The organism is Curtobacterium sp. MEB011 (assembly GCF_030209655.1).
Classification (GTDB): Bacteria; Actinomycetota; Actinomycetes; order Actinomycetales; family Microbacteriaceae; genus Curtobacterium; species Curtobacterium poinsettiae.
The window spans coordinates 110374-132374 of record NZ_JARVRN010000003.1 but is presented as its reverse complement, the minus strand read 5'-3'; the positions used below and the strand labels follow the sequence as shown (position 1 = coordinate 132374).

At 68.0% G+C, this 22001-nt stretch carries 21 protein-coding genes and 1 tRNA gene; 17 read left to right on the top strand and 5 right to left on the bottom strand.

Going from position 1 to position 22001, the window contains the following annotated elements; all coding sequences use genetic code 11:
- Positions 1 to 5: 5 nt before the first annotated feature.
- Positions 6 to 1445, bottom strand: coding sequence for a glycosyltransferase 87 family protein (locus QRN30_RS04635; RefSeq protein WP_082509546.1), 1440 nt, complete (start codon positions 1443 to 1445; stop codon positions 6 to 8).
- Between the two features lie 87 nt (positions 1446 to 1532).
- Here QRN30_RS04635 and QRN30_RS04630 point away from each other — a divergent pair, with 87 nt between their 5' ends.
- The 4 genes from QRN30_RS04630 to pheA all read left to right on the top strand — a co-directional run bounded on the left by QRN30_RS04630 (position 1533) and on the right by pheA (position 4966).
- Entirely contained in the window at positions 1533 to 2915 is a 1383-nt protein-coding gene (locus QRN30_RS04630; RefSeq protein ID WP_284760556.1) for a molybdopterin-dependent oxidoreductase, read from the top strand.
- On the top strand, positions 2912 to 3373 hold the full coding sequence (locus QRN30_RS04625) for a hypothetical protein (RefSeq protein WP_284760555.1): 462 nt from the start codon (positions 2912 to 2914) through the stop codon (positions 3371 to 3373). The genes QRN30_RS04630 and QRN30_RS04625 overlap by 4 nt, the downstream gene beginning before the upstream one ends.
- 28 nt (positions 3374 to 3401) lie before the next feature.
- Positions 3402 to 3947, top strand: coding sequence for a MarR family winged helix-turn-helix transcriptional regulator (locus QRN30_RS04620; protein WP_056070231.1), 546 nt, complete (start codon positions 3402 to 3404; stop codon positions 3945 to 3947).
- Positions 3948 to 4009: 62 nt separating this feature from the next.
- On the top strand, positions 4010 to 4966 hold the full coding sequence (pheA, locus tag QRN30_RS04615) for a prephenate dehydratase (RefSeq protein WP_017888294.1): 957 nt from the start codon (positions 4010 to 4012) through the stop codon (positions 4964 to 4966).
- 32 nt (positions 4967 to 4998) lie between these two features.
- On the opposite strand, the gene QRN30_RS04610 is transcribed toward pheA, so the two are convergent.
- Positions 4999 to 6069: a diacylglycerol/lipid kinase family protein gene (locus QRN30_RS04610; protein WP_052481911.1), complete on the bottom strand. Its 1071-nt coding sequence runs from the start codon at positions 6067 to 6069 to the stop codon at positions 4999 to 5001.
- A 55-nt stretch (positions 6070 to 6124) separates the two neighbouring features.
- On the opposite strand from QRN30_RS04610, the gene serS reads away from it, so the two are divergent.
- From serS to QRN30_RS04560, 10 genes are all read left to right on the top strand, one after another.
- Entirely contained in the window at positions 6125 to 7387 is a 1263-nt protein-coding gene (gene serS, locus QRN30_RS04605) for a serine--tRNA ligase (protein ID WP_017888296.1), read from the top strand.
- Positions 7384 to 8247, top strand: coding sequence for an HAD family hydrolase (locus tag QRN30_RS04600; RefSeq protein ID WP_156463825.1), 864 nt, complete (start codon positions 7384 to 7386; stop codon positions 8245 to 8247). The genes serS and QRN30_RS04600 overlap by 4 nt, the downstream gene beginning before the upstream one ends.
- 82 nt (positions 8248 to 8329) lie before the next feature.
- A tRNA-Ser gene (locus QRN30_RS04595) sits at positions 8330 to 8414 on the top strand.
- Positions 8415 to 9720: 1306 nt separating this feature from the next.
- Positions 9721 to 10737, top strand: coding sequence for a Gfo/Idh/MocA family protein (locus QRN30_RS04590; protein ID WP_194590738.1), 1017 nt, complete (start codon positions 9721 to 9723; stop codon positions 10735 to 10737).
- Positions 10718 to 11866, top strand: a complete 1149-nt coding sequence (locus tag QRN30_RS04585; RefSeq protein ID WP_194590737.1) for a DegT/DnrJ/EryC1/StrS family aminotransferase — start codon at positions 10718 to 10720, stop codon at positions 11864 to 11866. Before QRN30_RS04590 ends, QRN30_RS04585 begins: the two co-directional genes overlap by 20 nt.
- Positions 11863 to 12372, top strand: coding sequence for an NUDIX hydrolase (locus tag QRN30_RS04580; protein WP_194590736.1), 510 nt, complete (start codon positions 11863 to 11865; stop codon positions 12370 to 12372). Before QRN30_RS04585 ends, QRN30_RS04580 begins: the two co-directional genes overlap by 4 nt.
- Positions 12369 to 13550, top strand: a complete 1182-nt coding sequence (locus tag QRN30_RS04575; protein WP_284760554.1) for a glycosyltransferase — start codon at positions 12369 to 12371, stop codon at positions 13548 to 13550. Before QRN30_RS04580 ends, QRN30_RS04575 begins: the two co-directional genes overlap by 4 nt.
- A 101-nt stretch (positions 13551 to 13651) precedes the next feature.
- Entirely contained in the window at positions 13652 to 14773 is a 1122-nt protein-coding gene (locus tag QRN30_RS04570) for an MFS transporter (protein ID WP_027466093.1), read from the top strand.
- Between the two features lie 253 nt (positions 14774 to 15026).
- Positions 15027 to 15545, top strand: a complete 519-nt coding sequence (locus tag QRN30_RS04565; protein WP_258373675.1) for a GNAT family N-acetyltransferase — start codon at positions 15027 to 15029, stop codon at positions 15543 to 15545.
- Complete coding sequence (locus QRN30_RS04560) at positions 15542 to 16105, top strand: GrpB family protein (RefSeq protein WP_284760553.1); 564 nt, start codon at positions 15542 to 15544, stop codon at positions 16103 to 16105. Before QRN30_RS04565 ends, QRN30_RS04560 begins: the two co-directional genes overlap by 4 nt.
- A gap of 84 nt (positions 16106 to 16189) precedes the next feature.
- Here the strand turns inward: QRN30_RS04560 and QRN30_RS04555 are convergent, their stop codons facing one another.
- Positions 16190 to 16885, bottom strand: a complete 696-nt coding sequence (locus QRN30_RS04555; protein ID WP_017888299.1) for an SDR family oxidoreductase — start codon at positions 16883 to 16885, stop codon at positions 16190 to 16192.
- 84 nt (positions 16886 to 16969) lie between these two features.
- Between QRN30_RS04555 and QRN30_RS04550 the strand changes: the two genes are divergently transcribed.
- The gene (locus tag QRN30_RS04550; RefSeq protein WP_284760552.1) at positions 16970 to 17425 is read left to right on the top strand and encodes a winged helix-turn-helix transcriptional regulator; all 456 of its coding nucleotides are present in this window, start codon (positions 16970 to 16972) and stop codon (positions 17423 to 17425) included.
- Between the two features lie 71 nt (positions 17426 to 17496).
- Here the strand turns inward: QRN30_RS04550 and QRN30_RS04545 are convergent, their stop codons facing one another.
- Together QRN30_RS04545 and QRN30_RS04540 are read right to left on the bottom strand one after the other, a co-directional pair.
- Positions 17497 to 18519: a LacI family DNA-binding transcriptional regulator gene (locus QRN30_RS04545; protein ID WP_042540619.1), complete on the bottom strand. Its 1023-nt coding sequence runs from the start codon at positions 18517 to 18519 to the stop codon at positions 17497 to 17499.
- Positions 18520 to 18585: 66 nt separating this feature from the next.
- Complete coding sequence (locus QRN30_RS04540; RefSeq protein WP_396125779.1) at positions 18586 to 19866, bottom strand: Gfo/Idh/MocA family protein; 1281 nt, start codon at positions 19864 to 19866, stop codon at positions 18586 to 18588.
- Positions 19867 to 20068: 202 nt separating this feature from the next.
- On the opposite strand from QRN30_RS04540, the gene QRN30_RS04535 reads away from it, so the two are divergent.
- Together QRN30_RS04535 and QRN30_RS04530 are read left to right on the top strand one after the other, a co-directional pair.
- On the top strand, positions 20069 to 21043 hold the full coding sequence (locus QRN30_RS04535) for a carbohydrate ABC transporter permease (RefSeq protein WP_081612346.1): 975 nt from the start codon (positions 20069 to 20071) through the stop codon (positions 21041 to 21043).
- 11 nt (positions 21044 to 21054) lie between these two features.
- Complete coding sequence (locus QRN30_RS04530; RefSeq protein WP_027466099.1) at positions 21055 to 21996, top strand: carbohydrate ABC transporter permease; 942 nt, start codon at positions 21055 to 21057, stop codon at positions 21994 to 21996.
- The last annotated feature ends 5 nt before the right edge of the window (positions 21997 to 22001 follow it).

Genomic DNA, 22001 nt, shown 5'->3' with positions numbered 1-22001 from the left:
GGTCGTCAGCGTACGTGCTCCACGCGCCGGAACGTCAGCCGCTCCCACCACCGGCGCCAGTCCGACCGGCTCGTCCGCAGCAGCGTGACGACCACGATGACCGCCACGGCCGCGAGCAGCCACCACCGGTAGGCGTCCGCCGACGGCCACACCCCGCGCAGCGCGATGGCCAGACCGATCGACAACCACTCCCACCGCCCGGACAGCACCACGAACGGGATGAGCAGCAGCGCGTACCAGGGGTAGCGCGGGGTCACGGCGAGGAACGTCACGCCGATCATCAGGACCTCGCCGGACCAGGGGCGCGCCGGGTCCGACAACCGCCACGCGACGAACGCCGCCAGCAGGACCAGGAGCCCGACCACCAGGGTCCCGGCGTCGCCCTTGACCACGAGCGACACCAGCGCGAAGCGGGAGCCGTCCTCGTAGCCCTCCTCGTTCAGGTAGCCGGGCAGGTACCCGAGCACGTCGAGTCCGGTCGTCAGCACGTACGGCACGTAGAGCAGCCCGAACACCGCGATGCCGATCGGGATCGCCCACCACGCCCGCCCGCGGCCGAGCAACGGTGGGTACACGATCGCCGGGATGAGCTTCGTCGCGGTCGCGGCCCCGAGCGCGATCCCGCCCCAGATCGGCCTGCCGAACGCGACGAGCACGACACCGGCCGTGGCGAGTGCGGCGCCGACGACGTCGACGTGCGAGTTGGTGACCGCCTCGGACGCGACGAGCGGCGACCAGGCCCAGAGCGCCGCCCACCAGGTCGGACGGCCGATCCGGCGGAGCACCACGACGAGCCCGATGGTCACGCCGAGCGACACGAGCAGGCCGGCGACCTGGAACGGCAGGTACTGCGCCGTCGCCGGCACGAAGAACCGCACCGCCGCGAACCACAGCTGCGCCATCGGCGGGTAGATCGTCGTGACGTCCGGCCGGTTGATCGCGGTGCAGTGCCCGTCGGCGCCGTCGCCGAGTCCGCGGAACCGGGGCTTCAGCGGGTCGCACGTGCCGTCCACCTTGTCGGGGAACAACCAGTCGGGTCGCAGACCGGACAGTGCCGCGGACTGGGGGGTGTGCGCGTACGGTGAGACACCGGCATGCTGGACGATGCCGTCCCACGCGTACCGAGCGGAGTCGGTGCTCGTGTTCGGCGGGCCGACCAGGGCAGCGATGCCGATCACCACCGCTCCGCCGATGACCATGGTGGTCATCCACCGGACGGGCACGAAGCGCACCGCGAGCACGGCGATGACGAAGACGGTCCAAGCGATCAGCGTCCACGCAACGAATGCAGAACGATGGCCCGATCGGAGGAACCCCAGATGCGTGACGCCGACGGCGATGACGCCCGACAGGGCGAGTACTCCCACGACGGCCAGCACCGTGCCGATCCGGGCGGCGGTGCCGTCGGCCAGGGACGGTCGGAGGGCACGCAGTCGGTCGCTCATGGTCCGTCGAGGCTATCCGGCCTCCAGCGCCTGCTGCACGACGGACGAGCAGCTCTGGCGTCCCCCAACCGCAACGCCCGCTCGGCGGTGGTGCTCGGGCGTCTGCTCGGCATCGCGTTCCTGATCTGCTTCGGCACCGGGATCTACAGCCACCTGCTGCAGGAACCGCTCGGCTGGATGCGGTTCCCGACCCGTCCGACGCAGCTGTACCAGTTCACGCAGGGCCTGCACATCACGACCGGCATCGCGATCATCCCGCTGCTGCTCGCCAAGCTCAACACCGTCATGCCCGCCCTGGTGCAGGTGCCGCCGGTGCGCGGCGTGCTGCACCTGCTCGAGCGGCTGTCGATCGCGGTGCTCGTGTCCGCGTCGATCATCCAGGTCGTCACCGGCCTGCTCAACACGTACCAGTGGTACCCGTGGCCGTTCCCGTTCCGCCAGGTGCACAACGCCCTGGCCTACGTGATCATCGGCTCGCTGGCCATCCACATCGCCGCCAAGCTGCCGGTCATCGCCCGCTACTGGCGGAAGCGCGACTCCTACGACGTGCACGGCCGGTTCATCGCGGACCCCGCGTCCGGCAGTGAACTGCTCCCACCCGGTCTGGAGGCTCATCCAGCGTCCGCCCCGCGCGCTGCGGTCTCCGAGACCACCGGGTCCACCGCCCCCGGCCTGCTGGGCCGCGTGTTCCGCTGGATCGACGGCGTCGACGCCGCCTCCGGCGGCGCCGAGCCCCGTCCCACCGGACCGGACACGGCCCCGGAGACCCGCGAGGTGTCCGAGGAGCCGAGTCCCGCCCAGCCGGCGGCCGACGTGGGGGAGGCGAGCCGGGCCTCCAGGCCGACGCCGGAAGCCGCCACCGGACGATGCCAGCGCATCGCCCGACGCGGGTTCTTCGCCGGTGTGACGGCGGCGACCGTCGGTGTCGTCGCGCTCACGGCGGGGCAGTCCTCGAAGCTCGCGGAACCGTTCAACGTGTTCGGCGCCCGCGGCCGCGGCATCGGCGCGAACGGGTTGCCGGTGAACCGGACCGCGCGGGCGGCCGGCGTCCTCGCCACTGCGACCGCCGCCGACTGGACGCTCACCGTCGTCGGCCACGACGTGAGCCGGACGTTCGTCCGGGCGGAACTCGTCGCGCTCGGCACCGCGCAGGTCGACCTGCCGATCTCGTGCGTCGAGGGCTGGAGCCAGATGGCGACCTGGAAGGGCGTGCGGATGCGCGACCTGCTCGACGCCGTGCAGGCGCCGCAGGGATCGCACGTGCGGGTGACGAGCCTGGAACGGCACGGCGGCTACCGGATCATGGACATGGGGCCGGAGTACGCCGAGGACCCGACGACGCTCGTCGCCCTCGAACTGAACGGCGCGACACTCGATCTGGACCACGGGTTCCCGGCGCGCATCATCGCTCCGGGGCGGCCCGGTGTGCTGCAGACCAAGTGGATCGAGAAGATCGAGGTGCTCCGGTGAAGGCCGCGCGGATCGTGCTCGTGGTGATCGGTGTGCTGGTCATCGCGTTCGGGGCGTACGTGCTCGTGACGTCCGTCACGCCGAACCGCATCGGCGGGCTCGGGGTGTGGCTGCTCGCGGCGGTGGTGCTGCACGACGCGATCCTGTCGCCGTTCGTGGTCGGTGCCGGGCTGTTGCTGCGTCGGGCCGGACGCTCGTTGCGGGCCTGGGTGCTCGTCGTCGTGCAGGCGGCGATCGTGCTCGGCAGCGTGCTCGCCCTGGTGGTGCTGCCGGAGATCGCGGCCAAGGACCACGGGCAGAAGAACCCCACTGTGCTGCCGTTCGACTACGGCACGCGGCTGCTGCTCGTCGAGGGGGCGCTCGTCGTCGTCGTGGTGGTCGTGCTCGTGGTCGGGGTGCTGCGGTCGCGTCGCGCAGGTGGGCCGTCTGGTTCGGCCGCGGCGCGCACCACTGGTTAAAGGGACAACCTTTCGGTATGATCAGGCCATGATCGACGAGACCCCGTGGCTCACCCGCGAGCAGCTGCGCGCGTGGATGAAGCTCGTGGCCGTCATGGAACTCCTGCCGGCGGCGCTCGACCAGCAGCTCCAGCGTGACGCCGACCTGACGCACTTCGACTACATGGTCATCGCGATGCTCTCCGAGACCGACACCAGGACCCTCCGGATGTCCGCGCTCGCCTCGGCCACGAACGCCTCGTTGCCGCGGCTGTCGCACGTGGTGTCCCGGCTCGAGAAGCGCGGGCTCGTCACCCGGTGCCCGTCGACCTCCGACCGCCGGGCCACCGACGTCCGGCTGACCGACGCCGGCTACGCCACCATCGTCGACGCCGCTCCGGACCACGTCCGCACCGCCCGCCGGGTGGTCATCGACGCGCTCTCCGACGAGCAGGTCGCGCAGCTCGACGGCATCGCGGCGTCGCTCCTGACGCGCCTCGACCCCGAGGGGCGGTTCGCGGCGCTGACCTACCCGCGCGAGGACGACGACACCGCGATCTGCGAGCAGCGGCTGACGGGTGCGGCGACGGACTGAGCGGCCCTGCGCGGTGCGCTGCGGACGATCGTCGGTCGTGGTGCTTGCAATAGGCTCGCCGCATGACCGACCCCGCCGCGCCGTCCGACACGTACTCCTACCTCGGACCCGCCGGCACCTTCACCGAGGCGGCCCTCAAGCTCGTCGAGGCCGCCGCCGGCAAGCCCTGGCGGAGCGTCAACAACGTCGGTGAGGCCCTGGACGACGTCATGTCCGGCCGCTCCGTCGGGGCCGTCATCGCGATCGAGAACAGCGTCGACGGCGGGGTCAGTGCCACGCAGGACGCCCTGGCCCGGATCCCCGGTGTGCGGATCGTGGGGGAGTACCTGGTCCCCGTCGACTTCGTGCTCGTCGCCCGACCCGGCACGACCCTGGCCGACGTCCGCACCGTGAACGCACACCCGGTCGCCTACGCGCAGACCCACAACTGGCTCGAGGCGAACCTGCCCGGCCACGGCCACATCCCGGCGTCGTCGAACGTCGCCGCGGCGCTCGCCCTGCTCGAGGCGGACCCCACCGCCGACGCCGCCGTCGCGCCGCCCGGCATCACCGACCACCACGACGTCGTCGTGCTCGCATCGTCCATCGGCGACAATGCCTCGGCGGTCACCCGGTTCGTGCTCGTGTCGAAGACGCTCGCGCTGCCCGAACCGACCGGAGCCGACAAGACCAGCGTCATCGTCGAGCTGCCCGCCGACCACCCCGGCGCCCTGGTCGACATGCTCGAACAGTTCGCGACGAGGGGCATCAACATGGGGCTGCTGTCGTCACGGCCGATCGGTGACGAGCTCGGCCGCTACCGGTTCGTCATCGACCTCGACGGGCACGTGCGCGACGAGCGGGTGGCGGACGCCCTGCTCGGCCTGCGGCGGTTCAGCCCGCGCGTGACGTTCCTCGGGTCGTACCCGCGGGCAGACGGTGCCCGCCCCGAGGTCCCGGCGCGCTACTCGGACGCCGCGTTCGTCGAGGCGCGCGACTGGCTACGCGCCATCGTGTCCGGCGAGCCCGGGGCGCGGTAGCGCGGCCCGCGGCCCGCACGACAGGGTCAGGCTCAGGGCACCTGGCGCGAGCCGTGGCGGTCGTCCGCCGGGTCCGGCACCCGCACAGAGAGCCCCATCGGGTCGATCCGCGAGCGGAAGGCGATGACCTCGCCCACCGGGTCGCCGTCGATCTCGAACTCGTCGGGGCGCTCGAGCCGCGCCGTGAACTCCTGCCCACGCAGGTAGCGCAGGGGCCGTTCCTCGCGCGAACGCGACACGATCTTCTTGCCGACGGCGGTCTTGCCCAGGTTCGACCGGCGGAACGCCCGCAGGATCCCGTTCTCCCAGAACACCCGCGCCCCGATCCGGACCCAGCCGAAGAACCCGCGGGGACGCATCACGGCGATGTCGAACACGCCGTCGTCGATCTCGGCGTCGGGCAGCAGGATCGCGCCGGCCTGCAGCATGCCGCAGTTGCCGACGATGAGCGAGTGCGCCCGGAGCGAGTGGTTGCCGTCGTCGTCGAGCTGGTAGCGGAACTCGAACGCGTTCGCGTCGCGCACCGAGCGGAACAGCGAGTCGACGTAGGCGAGCCAGCCGACCTTCTTCTTCAGCTCGGGCCGGGTGTTCACGAGCATCCGGGCGTCGAGCCCGAGGCCGGCCATCACCAGGAAGCCGAAGCGTTCGCGCTCGCCGCCGGGACGCTCCACCTTGAGCATGCCGAAGTCGATCTTGCGGTCGTCGCCGTGGAAGATCGTCCGGACACTCGCAGCCAGGTCGTCGAGGGGCAGCTTCATGTTGCGCGCGAGCAGGTTGCCGGTACCGCTCGGCAGCAGGGCCAGGGTCGAACCGGCCTCGTGCACGACCTCGGCGACCGCACGGACCGTACCGTCACCACCGGCCGCCGCGACGACGTCGGCACCGGCCTCGATCGCTTCGCGGGCCATGCCGCCGCCCGGGTCTTCTTCCGAGGTCTCGAACCACAGGGTCTCGGCCCAACCGGCCTGCTCCTGGTGTTCCTGGACCGTGCGCTTGAGGGTCGGCAGGTGCACCTTGACCGGGTTGTAGACCACCGCGGCCGTCCGCTGCTCGGTGGGGAGGGCGTCCTGGTCCGCGGGCGCGGTCTCCGAAGGGCTCGACATACGTCCACGCTACCGATCGAGGCTGCGTGCGGTTGCCCCTGTCTAGGATGGAGCGGTGATCGATCCACAGCTGCTCCGCGACAACCCGGACGTCATCAAGGCTTCACAGCGGGCACGCCGTGCCTCCGAGGCCGTCGTGGACGAAGCCGTGGCCGCCGATTCCGCCCGCCGCAGCGCGATCACCTCGTTCGAGTCGCTCCGCGCCGAGCAGAACGCGTTCGGCAAGACCGTCGCCAAGGCCCCGAAGGACGAGAAGGCCGCGCTCGTGCAGCAGGCCCAGGCCCTCGCCGCCAAGGTGAAGGAGGCGCAGGCCACCGTCACCGCGGCCGAGGACACCTTCAACACCGTCGTCCGCGGCATCCCGAACGTCGTGCTCCCCGGGGTCCCCGAGGGCGGCGAGGACGACTTCGTCACGCTCCGCACCGTCGGCACCAAGCCCGAGTTCGACTTCGAGCCGAAGGACCACGCCGACCTCGGCGAGCACCTCGGCATCATCGACATCCCGCGCGGCGTGAAGGTCTCCGGCTCACGCTTCTACTTCCTGCGCGGCATGGGCGCCCGGCTCGAGATCGCGCTGATGTCGCTCGGCCTCGACCGTGCGATCGCCGCGGGCTTCGAACCGCTCATCACCCCGACGCTCGTGCGCCCCGAGACGATGGCCGGCACCGGGTTCCTCGGCGAGCACGCTGCCGAGGTCTACCGGCTCGAGGCCGACGACCTGTACCTGACGGGCACGAGCGAGGTCGCCCTGGCCGGCTTCCACGCCGACGAGATCCTCGACATCGAGAAGACCGCGCACCGCTACGCCGGCTGGTCGACCTGCTACCGGCGTGAGGCCGGGTCGGCGGGCAAGGACAACCGCGGCATCCTCCGCGTGCACCAGTTCAACAAGCTCGAGATGTTCACCTACGTGCACCCCGACCAGGCCGAGGCCGAGCACGAGAAGCTCGTCGGGTACCAGGAGCAGATGCTGCAGGACCTCGGGCTGCACTACCGCGTGATCGACGTCGCCGGCGGTGACCTCGGCACAAGCGCCGCGAAGAAGTACGACATCGAGGCCTGGGTCCCGACGCAGGGCACGTTCCGCGAGCTCACCTCGACGTCGAACTGCACGACCTACCAGGCCCGCCGCCTCGACATCCGCTACCGCACCGAGAGCGGCAAGACCGCCCCGGTCGCCACCCTGAACGGCACCCTCGCCACCACCCGCTGGATCGTCGCGATCCTCGAGACGCACCAGCAGGCCGACGGTTCCGTCGTCGTGCCGGAGGTCCTGCGCCCCTACCTGGGCGGCGTCGAGGTGATCGAGCCCCGATGAGCACCCAGGGGCGGTTCGTGGACGGATCCGAGCAGGGCGCGGGCGCTGAGGCACCCGCGCGCACCAAGCGCTGGCTGGTCGCGCTCGACATCGACGGCACCACCATGCGCGAGGACGGTGTCATCACACAGGCGGTGGTCGCCGCCGTCCGGAACGCCGAGGCCGCCGGCCACGAGGTCATGCTCTCGACCGGCCGCAGCGAGGGCATGACCGTGCCCCTGCTCGAGACCCTCGGCATCCGGCCGAAGTACCTGGTCTGTGCCAACGGTGCGCTCGTCCTGGCCCGTCGCGCCGACGGCTCCTACGTGCGCGAACACGTCGAGCGGTTCGATCCGTCCGAGGTGCTGCAGACCATCCACGGTGCGCTCGAGAACGCCGCGTTCGGCGTCGAGGACGAGACCGGTCACTTCCTGCTGTCCGGCAACTTCCCCGACGACACGATGACCGTCGAGGGTGAGCACGTGCCGTTCGAGCAGCTGCTCGGCGTCGAGGCCACCCGCGTCGTCGTCATCTCGCCCGGCCACGACACCGAGGACTTCCTGCAGATCGTCGAGCAGATGGGCCTGCACAAGGTCTCCTACTCCGTCGGCTGGACGTCGTGGCTCGACATCGCTCCCGAAGGCGTGACGAAGGCCACCGCCATGGAACGCGTCCGCGAGTGGCTCGACATCCCGCGTTCCCGCGTCTTCGCCGCGGGAGACGGCCGCAACGACATCGACATGCTCCGCTGGGCCTCGACCTCCGGTCGCGGCATCGTCATGGGCCAGGCCCCCGACGACGTCGTCGACGCCGGCAACGAGCTCACCGGCGGCATCGCCGACGACGGCTTGGCAGCGGCGCTCGACTCGCTTCCGCGCTAGTCCGCCTCCGCGCGCACCCCTGCCTGGAGGCCCGGTAGACTTCCAGGGACGCGATCACGTCTCGCCACGTGGTCGCGTCACTGGAGGGTTGTCCGAGCGGCCGATGGAGCCTGTCTTGAAAACAGGTGGGCAGAGATGTCTCGTGGGTTCGAATCCCACACCCTCCGCGGCGGCCGTTCGGAGTCCGAACAGCCCAAGAACGTGCTAGCGATCCACCACTGTTCGCGGCTGCGCTGCGATTGCTTGCACCTTGGTCCATGGACTCTCGGTAGGAGCTCCTGCCAACGTCTTTCTCCAACGATGAGCAGCTGCCCGTGCTGACTCATCGATGCGCAGCGAGTCCAGTCGAGCGCGGACTCCCCGCCAATCGGGTCGGACGGTGCCCGCATCGTGTGCCGCCCACGACGTCTCACCGCTGGTCTCGATGATTTGAGCAAGCCCGAGGCGCCGGAGGGCGTGCGCATTCGCCAACCGCTCGGGGCTTCCCCCAGGCAGGACAACCCCGGTGAGGCCGAACTGAAGGAGCAGCAAAGTTGTGCCGTGGCCGCCGTGAAAGACCACGCTGTCGCACGAAGCAAGTACATCGTCGGAGGCCAGCTCCAAGCAATCGACACCGATCGCACGTAACGTCCGCGCCAGCCGCGTCGGGGGCGTTCGCCCCCACGCCACGGACAGTGACGGGCCGAGATCAGCGAAAGCGCCAAGAAAGGCGTCCACGTCGTCGGACTCGGGAACGACGCCGTAGAAGAGCGTTCGATGGCCGTCTGGCGACGTTGGACCAGAAGGCGTCTGTCGACCCGTCAACGGTCCGAGGTACGTGACCTTCCCCCTGAAGCCCTTCGGTACCTGATCGATCTGCGGCACACTCGGAACACCAACGCCGCCTACTGCCAAGAGTTCACGGCCGTCGACGAGTCGCCCTGCGCCGAGTGAATCCGCCATGTCTGTCCAGATCTGCTCGGACGCTCGCCCGGCGTACCGGTGCCCGGGAAGATGCAGCGATTGGAGCACGGACGTCACGGGTATGCCGAACCGCGCCGCGGCCGATCCCACTGATGGGCGACCGTCGTGCACCGCGAGGTTTGCGTTGAACGCTCGCAGCGTGCTCGCGTCCCATTCGACTGACAAGGAAAAGTACGCCGGGTCGGTCCAGCGGTCCCAATAACCGGCCGAGATGAGACCCTCTGGGTACACGACGGGATGCACACCGGACCGTGCGACGAGATCGACGTGCTTCTGAGTCGAGACCGCCATCGCGCACGAATGGCCGGCTCCGTTTGCTTCACGCGCGATATGCAGAAGTCGGCCGACGTGCCCGTTCCCGCCACCCCAAGGGAAGAATAACACCCGCAAGGGAATCCCTCCGTTCCTCGATTCGTCGAGAACTGATTCGATGCGAACCGGAGCTCATGCTAGCGTGCCCTGATGGGGGGGGCACGTTGTGGTACCTTCACTGACCACGAGGGGGACTCAATGGCGAGTATGAAAAAAATTGCGGTGATCGGGGTTGGTGAGCAGGCCTGGACGAATCTCGTGCCCAGCCTCGCGACCATACCGAACGTGCGTATCGATTGGGTCTGTGACACCGACCCGGTCGCGCGCTCCCGAGCTGCGGAGAAGTTGAAAGCAGTTCAATTCGGATCAGTTGAAGAGCTCCTCGGCTCAGTTACACCGGATGCACTGATCGTCGCGTCGACTCCGACAGTGCACCAGCGTGTTCTGGAAATGGCTATCCCGCGCGGGATCCCGACGTTCGTCGAGAAGCCTCCTACGTTGACGACGAGTGGCCTTCAACAACTCCTGCGGCTGAATCGCACGTCGGGCACGCCTACCCGGGTGGGGCTCAACTTCAGCTACTCCGAGCCAGTGCAGATAGCACTCCAGGCCATGCAGGACGCGGCCTTTGGCAACCTGGCGTACATGCGTATCAACCATCTGAACAACAAACCCGACCAGCCGCTTTGGTTGCAGAACAATCACCGCCGGGATTTTCTTCTATCACAAGTGATCCATGCGTTGGGTGTCGTCTTCGAGGCTGGTGCGCCTGCGAGTGATGACGAGCATTTCACTGCGTACGACAGTCAGGTTGGGGTACTCATGTCACTCAACAAACAGTTCGTGAGCCGACGATCTGGAAACCCCTTCACCTTTGAATTGGTCGCCTCGTCGTCCGCTCCGTTCTTCGATTGGAGTCTCCAAGCAATCTCTGACAACGGTTCGATGATCACGATCAACTCGCTGCTGGAGATCGAGATATCGACTCAAGGAGTCACTCATCCTCTCGGGGTCGGCCCGAAGTGGTGGCGAAGCAGCTGGCGACCGAGTCCGGTGTCGACCGGTCACAGGCGCAATGGCTTCACTCTGCAGTTCGAATCTTTTCTGAACGACAAAACCTCGCATGCTCAAATGGCTCCGAATTTGGCTGCCTGTTTGCCGATGTACGAGTTGATGGACAGGATGGAGGCGGCGAATGTCCTTGAAGCTGCTTGAGAACCGGAACATCGACATCGATGAGCGAGACGTGTCGGCAGTCGTGGCGGCCGTACAGTCAGGAGCGCTCTCGGGAACCTCGCCCCTGGTTCGAGTCTATGAGACCGAGCTCGCTGAGTACTTCGGATCGGCGTTCGCGCTTGCTGTCTCGAGCGGTACGGCGGCATTGCAAGTCCTGCTCTATGCGTACGGCATCGGCCCGGGTGACGAGGTGATTCTTCCACCGACTGCTCCGGTGATGACGGTGCTTCCGATCATCGCTTCGGGGGCGTGCCCGGTGTTCGTGGACATCGCTGCGACGACGTTCGGCCTGGACCTGCGGGGCCTCGAGCTCGCGCGTTCCGCCCGCACTCGGCTGATTGTCACGGTGCCGATGTGGGGATATCCGACGAACGTCGAAGAGGCGCAAAGCCTTGCTTCTGACTGGGCGATTCCAGTGATCGAAGACGCTTCGCACGCGCACGGGACCGTTGAGGGGAACGGGCGACTGGCCGGCCGCACCAGCCATGCCAGTTTCTTCAGCACTCAGGAGCGAAAAATGGTGTCCACCGGAGAAGGAGGCTTCATCCTTACAGACGACGTCGACCTCGCGCGTCGTGTCCGGGAGATCCGTGACTTCGGGAAGATCGACCCTGCCCATCCGTCTCTTGCGGCTCTGGCGGGGACCTACGGGCACGCATTCGGGCTGAACTTCAGAACATCAGCGATCGCGGCGGCTCTGGGAAGGCAGCAATTGCTGAAGCTCGACCGCAAGATAGCGGCAAGGACGGCGAACGCGGCACGTCTCGCTGAGGCAGTTCGTCGTTTGCGCCACGACTACCGACCACGGCCTGTCGAGTCGGGAACGCCGAATCACTACTCGTTGGTGGTCGAGGGGCCCCGTGGTTCCGACGCCACGGGCGTTGGCCGTGTCCTGCACAGTCGAGGCATCGTGTCAGACATCTTCCGATTCGGAGGCGTACCGCTGAACCGCATGCCGCTCTTCGCGGAGTACAGATCCGCTGACACGCCGAATGCGGAACGAGCTCTGGCCGAGTTTGTGACCCTCCCAACGCATGAGGGGTTGACCGAGTCGGACCTCGGCCGGATCGAGCGCGCGATTGAGGAGACGATGGGAACGTCAGCGTGAGCGTCATTGAGGGAATGTACGACTACCAGCGTCACGACACTGCTTCCGGATACGTGACCACGCCGGACCAGTTGCGGCTGTTGCTCGTCGCCCACCGCAAGCTGCGGCGGTGGTTACCTCCGGGAGGGCACGTCGAGGACGGCGAACTTGCACACGACGCAGTCCTCCGTGAGGTTCTTGAGGAGACCGGGGTCGAAGCAATTCACCCCGCAGTCCAGTGGGACCTGCAACTCGGAGGTGTTATTGACGTGCAACTGCCCGCACCGATCGCGGTATCCGCGCAGTTCATCGGACACGGCGACTCTCGAATCGGGAAACCGCATATTCACATCGATCACATCTTTCGGTTGTCCGTGAGAGAAGGCGCGGGTTTGACGACCACCGTCGACCTTGCAGAGGTGGAAGCGTGCGGCTGGTTCACGCGCGCCGAGATCCTCGAACAGATGGACGTCTTCGATGCCACCAGGGCATTCGCGAAGAGATTCATGGACGAGGAAGCGGGATGACGCGCACCGAGGTGTCGGTCGTCATCCCGACCTTCAACCGATCGAGGGAACTCTCCCAGACACTCGAGGCACTCGACAGGCAGACGTCGTCTTCGTTCGAGGTCGTCGTGGCTGACGATGGTTCAAAACACCCCGTTGTTGATGCAGTCGAGGGGACGTTCTCGTTCCCGCTGACGCACGTTCGGCAGGAGCGTGACGGATTTCGACTGGCGGCGGCACGGAACCTGGGGGCGAGCGCAGCGAGCGGCGCGCTCCTCGTGTTCCTTGACTGCGGGACGTTGCCCGGACCGCGGTTGGTGGAGACATACCTTGCAGCAGCAGAGCGAGCATCGTCGGTTGACTTCGTTGCGATGGGGCCAACGTACGGGTATGACGTCGCGCCGCCGTACGCCTCCTACGTCGCAAGGGTCTTCTGCGACGCTGGCGCCGACTTCCAGCCGCATCGCTTCTTCGGTATCCCCGGCGTTGCGGACTACCGAGAGCTGGCCCTCGCAGCCGCAGTTCACCCTGCCGAAATCATGATGCCGTGGCGCTTGTTCTGGGGCCGTAACGTAGCGGTGGCTGCGACCGCCTTCTCCAATGTCGGCGGATTTGACGAGAACTTCAGGAGCTATGGAGTCGAGGACATCGATCTCGGATACCGTCTTCTTGCCTCCGGATGTCAGGTCAGGTGGGAACGGGCGGCCTGGGCTTTGGAGATTCCTGAAGTCGCTGATCTGAGCTCGACGCAAAAGGCGGCCGAGAACGATAGCAATCTCCGGGCGATGCAACGGAAGTACGACGATGTGTGGGTGGAGTTCTACCGCGCAGTCCGTCCCTCGGTCCGGAGCGAGCAAGTCGAAGGCGAGCTCCTCGAAGCGGAGCTTCGACGGATGACGCCGTGCGCTCCGTTACGACGCACGGAGCCCGGCCCGGAGCGGATTGTCTACTTCGGTGTCCCGGAGATTCCGATTGGCGCTGACGACGTGGTCCTCGACCCATGCGTCCACCGCAGCCGTTCGGAGCACGACCCCGGTCTCGTCTCGTCTCTCGGCATGGCGACTCTCTTCAACGAAGGTCAATTCGATCGGGCAGTCATAACGCAGCGGTTCAGACCACTCCTTGCCCATTGGTCTGAATTCGTGACCGCGGAGGCCTCACGACTCGCTCATCGAGTCGATCGGACAGGTAGCCGATGAGGCGCGGAGAGGGGGAACAAGGTCACGAGCATGCACCTGCGCCAAGCCCATCGGGTCGCCCGGGATCTCGGCCCTACGAACTGGTTCTGCTCTTCAACGCGATGTTCGGAGGGCTCACGGCCGTCGGACTCCCACTCGCCTTGAACAGTGCAGGCCTCTCGAAGGCCGCCATAGCCGTGTTCTTCGTGTCCAATGCGTTCGTGGCAGTGTTCTACAACACTGTGCTCGTCCCGAGGATCCGCCGGGCGGGGTACCCGCGGCTGGCGTTGATCGGAACGCTCTGCTGTGTGCCGGTCGGGACTCTCCTCGTGGCGCGCTCGGCGGACCAGCCTGAGGTCCTCTACACCGGCGGAGTGCTCATGCTCTGCGTGAGTGCGGTCGTGCCCCAGATCTTCGGGCGAGCTGGAACTGCCCTGGGTGGAGAGATCACGACGACGATGGTCCTGCGGTTCAGGCGAGTGCTCATCGCGGGCTACATCGCCGGTCTCCTCCTGTACAGCGTCTGTGTAGCGCTGCACCTGGACCCTCTTCTCGTAGCGGCACTCGTCGCGAGCCTGTGCCTGACCGGACCGGTGTCCTCAGTGTTTCGAGGCAAGGTGGCTCCGTCGCCTAGGGCTTTGGGGGAGGCGACGCGCTCACCGCTTCGGCGTCCGCCAGCATTGGTGGTCTGCGCCGCGCTGGTCGTTGTCGCTCTACTCAAGTCGGTGGACACTCTTCGAGGGCTCTACCTTCCTTTGGTTGCGGCTTCCGGTGGTATCGAGCCGTCACTGATCTCGGCGAGTTTCATGGTCGGGTCACTGCTGGAGTTTGCGATGCTGCCAATTCTCGGCATGCTTATGCGACGGCAGGGATCTGCTCTCGCCTCCGTCGTCGTCGCTAGCGTTTCCATCGCCGTGTTCGTCCTGATGGCCTCATCGACCGGCATCTGGGCACTCTTCATCGTGCAAGCTCTCTACTCATTCGTCGGAGCCGGATTCCAGAGTGTCGGCCTGTTGCTGCTCTCTGACGTTCGAGGGTCGGATGCGGGGGCTGGGGCGAGCGCGTACATGGCGGTGACGCAGGTGGGGACGGTTCTCGGCGCATTGTTGCCGCTCGTGGTGCCGGGGTACTCCCCGGCAATCTTCTGGCTAGCTGCGGCGATGTCGTTTGGAGCGGCCGCACTCGGCTGGGTGGTGCACTCGAGATCTGGCGCATCGAGGTCGGTCTTCGGCAGTGTGAGCTGAATCAAGAGTGAGGAGACCTCGATCACCTGGGGGATCCACGATGCCTTCAAGACCTCACCTGGAGGCGGACCGATCGGAGGTCGTCGAGCACGTAAGCGGGCTCAGAGGACCGCCGTGCCACAGAGCCCTTGCCGCTACCGTGATGTAACGCACACCTCGCTGTCGTCCGGATGCAGTCCCCACAGGGGATGACGCCGACTGGCGGGATCTCTCTGCACAGACCGATTGGTGAACCTCCGCGATGGACACACGGTTGCGCCCACTCCGCCTCGACGACGCGGCCGTCCTGGCTGCGGTCATCACCGAGAACGCCGAGTTCCTGCGTCCGTGGGAACCGGCCCGAGCGCCGTCGTACTACACGGAGTCCGGGCAGCGGGACGTCATCACGCAGGCCCTCGCCGCGCAGCGGGCCGGCAACGCGGTGCCGTTCGTCATCGAGTCGACCGACGGGGAACTCCTCGGCCGGATCACGCTGAGCGGTGTCGCCCGCGGTGCGCTGCAGTCGTGCGCGATGGGCTACTGGATCCGCTCTGACCGGACGCGCCAGGGCCACGCATCCCGCGCCGTCCGCGCCGCTGCGGCCCACGCGTTCGACGTGCTCCGCCTGCACCGCGTGCAGGCCGAGACGCTGCCCGAGAACGTCGGCTCGCAGCGCGCACTCGAGTCTGCCGGCTTCACCCGCTACGGCTTCGCGCCGGAGTACATCAAGATCGACGGGGTCTGGCGCGACCACGTCATGTTCCAGCTCCTCGCGCCGACGCCGGCCCCGTGATCGAGGTCGTCGAGTACCGACCTGCCTGGCCCGAGCGGTTCCGGCATCTGCACGGTGCGTACGCCGCCGCACTCGACGACGCTGACGTGCGGTTCCGGAGCATCGAGCACGTGGGCAGCACGTCCGTGCCCGGCTTGGCGGCGAAGCCCGTGCTCGACGTCGACGTCGTGGTGGACGCTGCCGACGTCCCGGCTGCAGTTGCGGCGATGGCGACCATCGGCTTCGAGCCGCGGGGTGAACTGGGCGTCCCGGGGCGGCAGGCGTTCCGGGCGCCGGACCGCTTCGCCCCGACCAACACCTACGTCGTCGCGGCCGGGTCGCTCGCACTGCGGAACCACCTGGCCGTGCGCGACGTGCTGCGTGCCGACCCGGCGCTCCGCGACGAGTACGCCGCCGTGAAGCGCCGGGCAGCCACCGAGGCCGAGGACATCGACGACTACATCGAGCGCAAGAGCGAGGTGCTGGGACGGATCCTGCGCGCCGGCGGCCTGTCCGACGACGAGCGCGCCGCCATCACCGCCACGAACCGTCGGATCACGGACCGCGGCGCGGGCGGCTGACGCGATCGGGGCGGGTGGCGGTTCTGGTTCAGGAATCCGGGTGATCGTGAACCAGAACCGTCAGCGCCCGAACGGGAACAGGTCTCAGGCGCTGGCGAGCATCGGGTAGAGCGCGGTGAGCGGGGCGCTCAGGCCGGCACGGACGTCGCGGCTGACCTGGTCGGCGAGGACCTCGTGCTCGCCGGCCTCGACCGCGTCCCAGATCGAACGCACGATGTCGGCGGGGTCGGACTTCTCGACGTCGAGGTCGGCGATCATGCCGGTGTCGGTGTAGCCGAGGTGGGCGCCGACGACCTGGGTGCCCTGGGGCGCGAGCTCGAGGCGCAGGGAGTTCGTGATCGACCAGAACGCAGCCTTCGACGCCGAGTACGCGCCGGCGAGGGCGACCCAGCTCAGCGCGGAGTGCACATCGATCAGTGCACCGTTCGCGATCGAGGGGGCGAAGGTCTTGGCGACGCGGAGTGCGCCGAAGACGTTGGTGGCGAAGATGCGCTCGACCTCTTCGACGGAGACGTCGACGAGCGGGTCGGAGCCGGCGATCCCGGCGTTGTTCACGACGACGGTCACGTCAGCCGCGGCGCGGGCTGCGGCGTCGACGCTCTCCTGGCTCGTGACGTCGAGGGCGAGCGGGACGATGCGCTCGTCGTCCCAGGTGCGCGGGTTGCGGGCGGTCGCGTAGACCTTGGTGGCGCCACGCTCCAGTGCCTGGCGGACGAACTCGGCGCCGAGGCCGCCGTTCGCTCCGGTGACGAGGACGACGGCGTTGGTGAGGTTGGTCATAGGTGCTCCAGAGAAGAGAAGATGAGTGCGGAAACCGAACCTAGCACGTTGTGTCCGGAAATCGAACCCAGCTAGGATGAACACATGCTCGGCATCCTCGGCGGCGACGAGCGCTGCCCCATCGCACGCTCCCTCGACGTCCTCGGCGAGAAGTGGACGCTCATGATCGTCCGCGACGCCCTCGGCGGCTCGTCCCGCTTCAGCCAGTTCCAGCAGAGCCTCGGCATCCCGCGCGAGGTCCTGACCGCACGCCTGGCCTCACTCGTCGACGGGGGAGTGCTCGAGCGCACGACCTACAAGCCCGAGGGAGCCCGTGCCCGCGAGGAGTACGTCCTGACCGGCGCCGGCCGCGACCTGTCGCTCGTGCTGCTCGCCCTCGGCAGCTGGGCGGACCGGCACCGCCCGTCCGAGCGGCCGTCGGGCCTGCGCTTCGTCGACGCCGACAGCGGCGACGCGGTCGAGGCCGCCGCCGTGACGGTGGATGCGCAGCAGCGCATCCCGACCGCGCGCCTGCGCGCCGTCATGGAGCCGGCGCCCTGAACGCGACCAGCTGACGGACAGGAGGCCCGTTGCGGCCCCGCCCCCGAACCTCCAGTCCGCTTTTGGGTGCGTCAGCGACGCACATCGCACCCGCAACTCGCGCCGAGGACCAACTCGGCGGGGACCAGGTCACGGTGCCACTGGTTGTCGGCGTCGAGGCCGAGCACGCGGTCGACCGCGGCGACCGCCATCGTCTCGATCGGCTGCCGGACCGTGGTGAGCTGCGGGTTCGTGTAGTCCGCTTCGGCCGCGCCGTCGAACGAAACGATCGCGACGTCCTCGGGGACCCGCAGACCGAGCTCCCACAATGCCCGCATGACGCCGATCGCCTGCATGTCCGAGCTGACGAAGACGGCTCGGGGTCCGGTCTCGTCGGCGAACATGCGGAGTCCGGCTTCGTAGCCACCGCGCCGGGTGAAGTCGGTGCGGACGATGGGGCCGTCGGGCAGGCCGGCCTGGCGGAGGGCACGCATCCAGCCCTGCTCGCGGAGCTCCATCGAGCCGGTGTGCCCCATCACGAGGCCGATCGAGGGGTAGCCGTGCTCGACCAGGTGGCGGGTCCCGTCGAGGGCGCCGCGCAGGGCGTCGACACCGATGCTCGCGTACTCGGGGACTTCGAAGAACGTGTTGAGCAGGACCATCGGCAGGCCGGGGTCGGTGACGGTCGACAGGTCCGGGTGGGTCATGATGCTCGTCACGATGACACCGTCGACCTGGCGGGCGGAGAGGCTGCGGAGCCGCTCACGCTCCTGGGCGGCATCGCCGTCGCTGTTGGCGAGCAGGACGTCGTAGCCGCGTGCTGCGGCGGCGTGGGTGACGGCGACGGCGAGCTCGGACCAGAACGGGTTGTCGAGCTCCGGAACGATCAGGCCGAGCATCTTCGACGAGCCGGTGCGCAGGGCCTGGGCGCTCGCGTTCGGGCGGTAGCCGAGGACGCGGATGGCCTCGCGGACACGTGCGGCGGTGGCGGCGGCGACGGGGCGGGGGCCGTCGTGCACGACGTAGCTGACGACGGAGGTACTGACACCGGCGTAGCGGGCGACGTCCGCGCGGGTGACCGCCCTCGGGTTCGTCGGGACGGTCACGGGTGCCACCTTCGTCGGGTCCGGGAGCGTCGTTCGGGTGCCGGCCACGACGGACCGGCACCCGAGCGACGCGTGTTACTCGGACGCGATCGTAGCCGACGACGTGCTGCCGGCTGACGTCGGTGCGCTCGTCGGCGTCGCGCTCGTCGCTCCGGCGTTCGTCGTCTCCGGGGCGTCGCCGAAGTCCGGCACCTCGAGCCGGGCGCCGCCCTGCAGCGCGGACTGGTGGGCGATGATGCCCGGCAGGGTGAAGCGCGCGGCGGTCCAGGCGTTCACCGGCGGCAGGGTCCGGTCGACGACGGCGCGGACGAAGTCGTCGGCCAGGAACTGGTGGCTGCCCTCGTGCCCGGTCGGCACGCCGTCGTACTCGGCGGGCAGACGGTCGGTGTCGTGCACCTCGGCGTAGCCGGACACGAACGCGTCACGCAGGGACGGGTCGACGTCGGCCAGGCGCGGGTCGTCGAGGGACATCGTCGCCTGGGTGTCGATCTTGTCGCTGATGTCGTACGAGTCCTCCTTGTCCTGCCACACGCTCGTCTTCGCGAGCTGCTCGAAGCTGGCCTCGGTGCCGAAGTAGCGGAAGCGCGACTCGCGGATGTGCGACGGGTAGCCGACGCGACGCATCTCGTTGATGCGCATGACCCCGCCGTTGTCGAGCTCGAACAGGGCGGTGGCGTTCGAGAAGTCGTTGTCGAACTGGCTGACGTCCTTGTCGAAGACGCCGTCGCCGCGGTCGTCCTTCACGCCGATGCAGCTGACGCTGACCGCGTGCCCGGGGATCGCGCCGAGGACCCCGCCGACGGAGTGCGTCGGGTAGAGCATGGGCGGGTAGCTGGCGGTGCGCTTCCACTCGTCGCCGCCGCTGTACTGGTACGCGGCGTAGAAGCCGAGGTCCATGTCGTGCACGTAGTCGCCCTCGGCGTAGAAGACCCGACCGAAGGCGCCGGCGGCGACCTGCTTGCGGGCGAACACCGTCGCGGGGTTGTAGTAGCTCGTCTCGCCCATCATGTAGGTCAGGCCGGTCTCGCGGACCGCCTGGATGATGTCCCGGATCTCGTCGACCGAGATCGCCATCGGTACGGCGGAGTACACGTGCTTGCCGGCGCGCAGGGCCTTGACCACGAGCGGGCCGTGGGTCCAGCGCTGCGTGAAGATCGCGACGGCGTCGACGTCCGAGGCGAGGACGGCGTCGAAGTCGTCGAAGGTGCCGTCGAGGTGCTGCGTCTCGACGAGTTCGGACGCCCGCTCGTCGACCAGGTCCGTGACGTAGACCCGGTCGACGTCGGGGTGGAGCTTGAACAGCTTGGCGAACTGGGGGGCGAACTGGCCCGCGCCGACCATTCCGACAGAGATCATCAGTGACCTTTCCAGGGGTGTGGGATGCGTCGCCGAGCGGGTCGCTCCGATGCGATCGAGCGCCATCCTGACACACGCTGTCTACACGTGACAACCCCTGTCCACAGCCCGGAAAAAGCCTCTTGCGAGCCGTGGTCCCCACGTGTAGATTCCCGGCTCACGGACTGCTGCACGTCAGTCCACCGCAGACGAAGGAGTCGCGATGGCAACCGAGAGCCCTGTGTCGTCACCCTTGACGACCGCCAGCACGAGACGGAGGAGTCGGTCCGCCGACCTCGCCCGTGCCCGCACCACCGCCCCGCGGCGCCGCCCCAGGAACGACCTGTGGCTCGCGCTCGTCTTCATCGCCCCGGCAGCCGTCGGGTTCGCGGTGTTCCTCGCCTGGCCGACCGTGCGGGGCATCTACCTGAGCTTCACGTCGTACAACCTGCTCACCGAGCCCGAGTTCACCGGCCTGCAGAACTACGCCCGACTGGTGCAGGACTCGATCTTCTGGCACTCGATGGTCGTGACGATCGAGTACGTCCTCATCAACATCGTCATCCAGACCGTCGTCGCGCTGTTCATCGCCGTGATGATGCACCGGCTGACCAAGTCGACGTTCGTGCGCGGTATCGTGCTCGCGCCCTACCTGGTGTCGAACGTCGTCGCCGCCCTGGTCTGGCTCTGGATCCTCGACACCCAGCTCGGCATCGGCAACGAGATGCTCGCAGCGCTCGGCCTCGACCGCATCCCGTTCCTGCAGAGCGACGTCTGGGGCATCCCCTCGATCGCGCTCATCAACGTCTGGCGACACGTCGGCTACACGGCGCTGCTCATCTTCGCCGGCCTGCAGTCCCTGCCCGAGACCGTGTACGAAGCCGGGCGCATCGACGGTGCGAGCGAGTGGAAGATGTTCTGGCGCATCACGGTGCCGCTGCTCCGCCCGATCCTGTCCCTGGTGCTCATCATCACCGTGATCGGGTCGTTCCAGGTGTTCGACACCGTCGCCGTCACCACGCAGGGCGGCCCCGCGAACGCCACGAACGTCGTGCAGAACTACATCTACAACCTGGCGTTCGGTCGGTTCCAGTTCGGCTACGCGTCCGCGGTCTCGGTCGCGCTCCTCATCGTCCTCAGCATCATCACGATCATCCAGTACCGACTCACCCGCTCGGGTGAGTCCGACCTGGACTGAACGGAAGCGCCATGACCACGACACTCACCCGCTCCGTCACCACGTCCCGCCCGCCCCGGATGGGCGCCGGCCACCGTCGCCGCCCGTCGCTCGGCCGGGTGCTCGCCTGGGTCGCGATGATCCTCGTCATCGTCGTCACCCTGTTCCCGTTCTACTGGATCCTGCGCACCGCGCTGTCGTCGAACACCGCGATCAACTCCGACCCCACCTCGCTGCTGCCCGTCGGGTTCAGCCTGGGCGGGTTCGAGCGGGTCTTCGGCCTGCAGTCCACCGAAGAGGCGTTGGCGCAGGGCGGCTCCGGCGCCGCGCTGAACTTCTGGCGGTACCTGCTCAACTCGATCCTCGTGTCGACGCTCGTCACCGTCGGCCAGGTGTTCTTCTCGGCAGCGGCGGCCTACGCCTTCGCCCGGCTGCGCTGGCCCGGCCGCGACAAGGTGTTCGGGGTGTTCCTGGCCGGGCTGATGGTCCCCGCGATCTTCACGCTGCTGCCGAACTTCACGCTCATCAAGCAGCTCGGGCTCGTCGACAACCTGCTCGGCATCGCCCTGCCGACGATGTTCATGACCCCGTTCGCGGTGTTCTTCCTGCGCCAGTTCTTCCTCGGCATCTCGAAGGAGGTCGAAGAGGCGGCGCTCATCGACGGCGCCGGCAAGGTCCGCGTGTTCTTCCGGCTCGTCATCCCGATGGCGGCGGCCCCGATCGCCACCCTCGCCGTGCTGACGTACATCACGAGCTGGAACGACTACTTCTGGCCGCTCATGGTGTCGTACACCGACAGCTCGCGGGTGCTGACCGTCGCGCTCGGCGTCTTCAAGTCGCAGACCCCGCAGTCCGGCACCGACTGGGCCGGGCTCATGGCCGCGACCCTGGTGGCGGCGCTCCCGATGATCCTGCTGTTCGGCGTCTTCGCCAAGCGGATCGTCAACTCCATCGGCTTCTCCGGGATCAAGTGACCCGG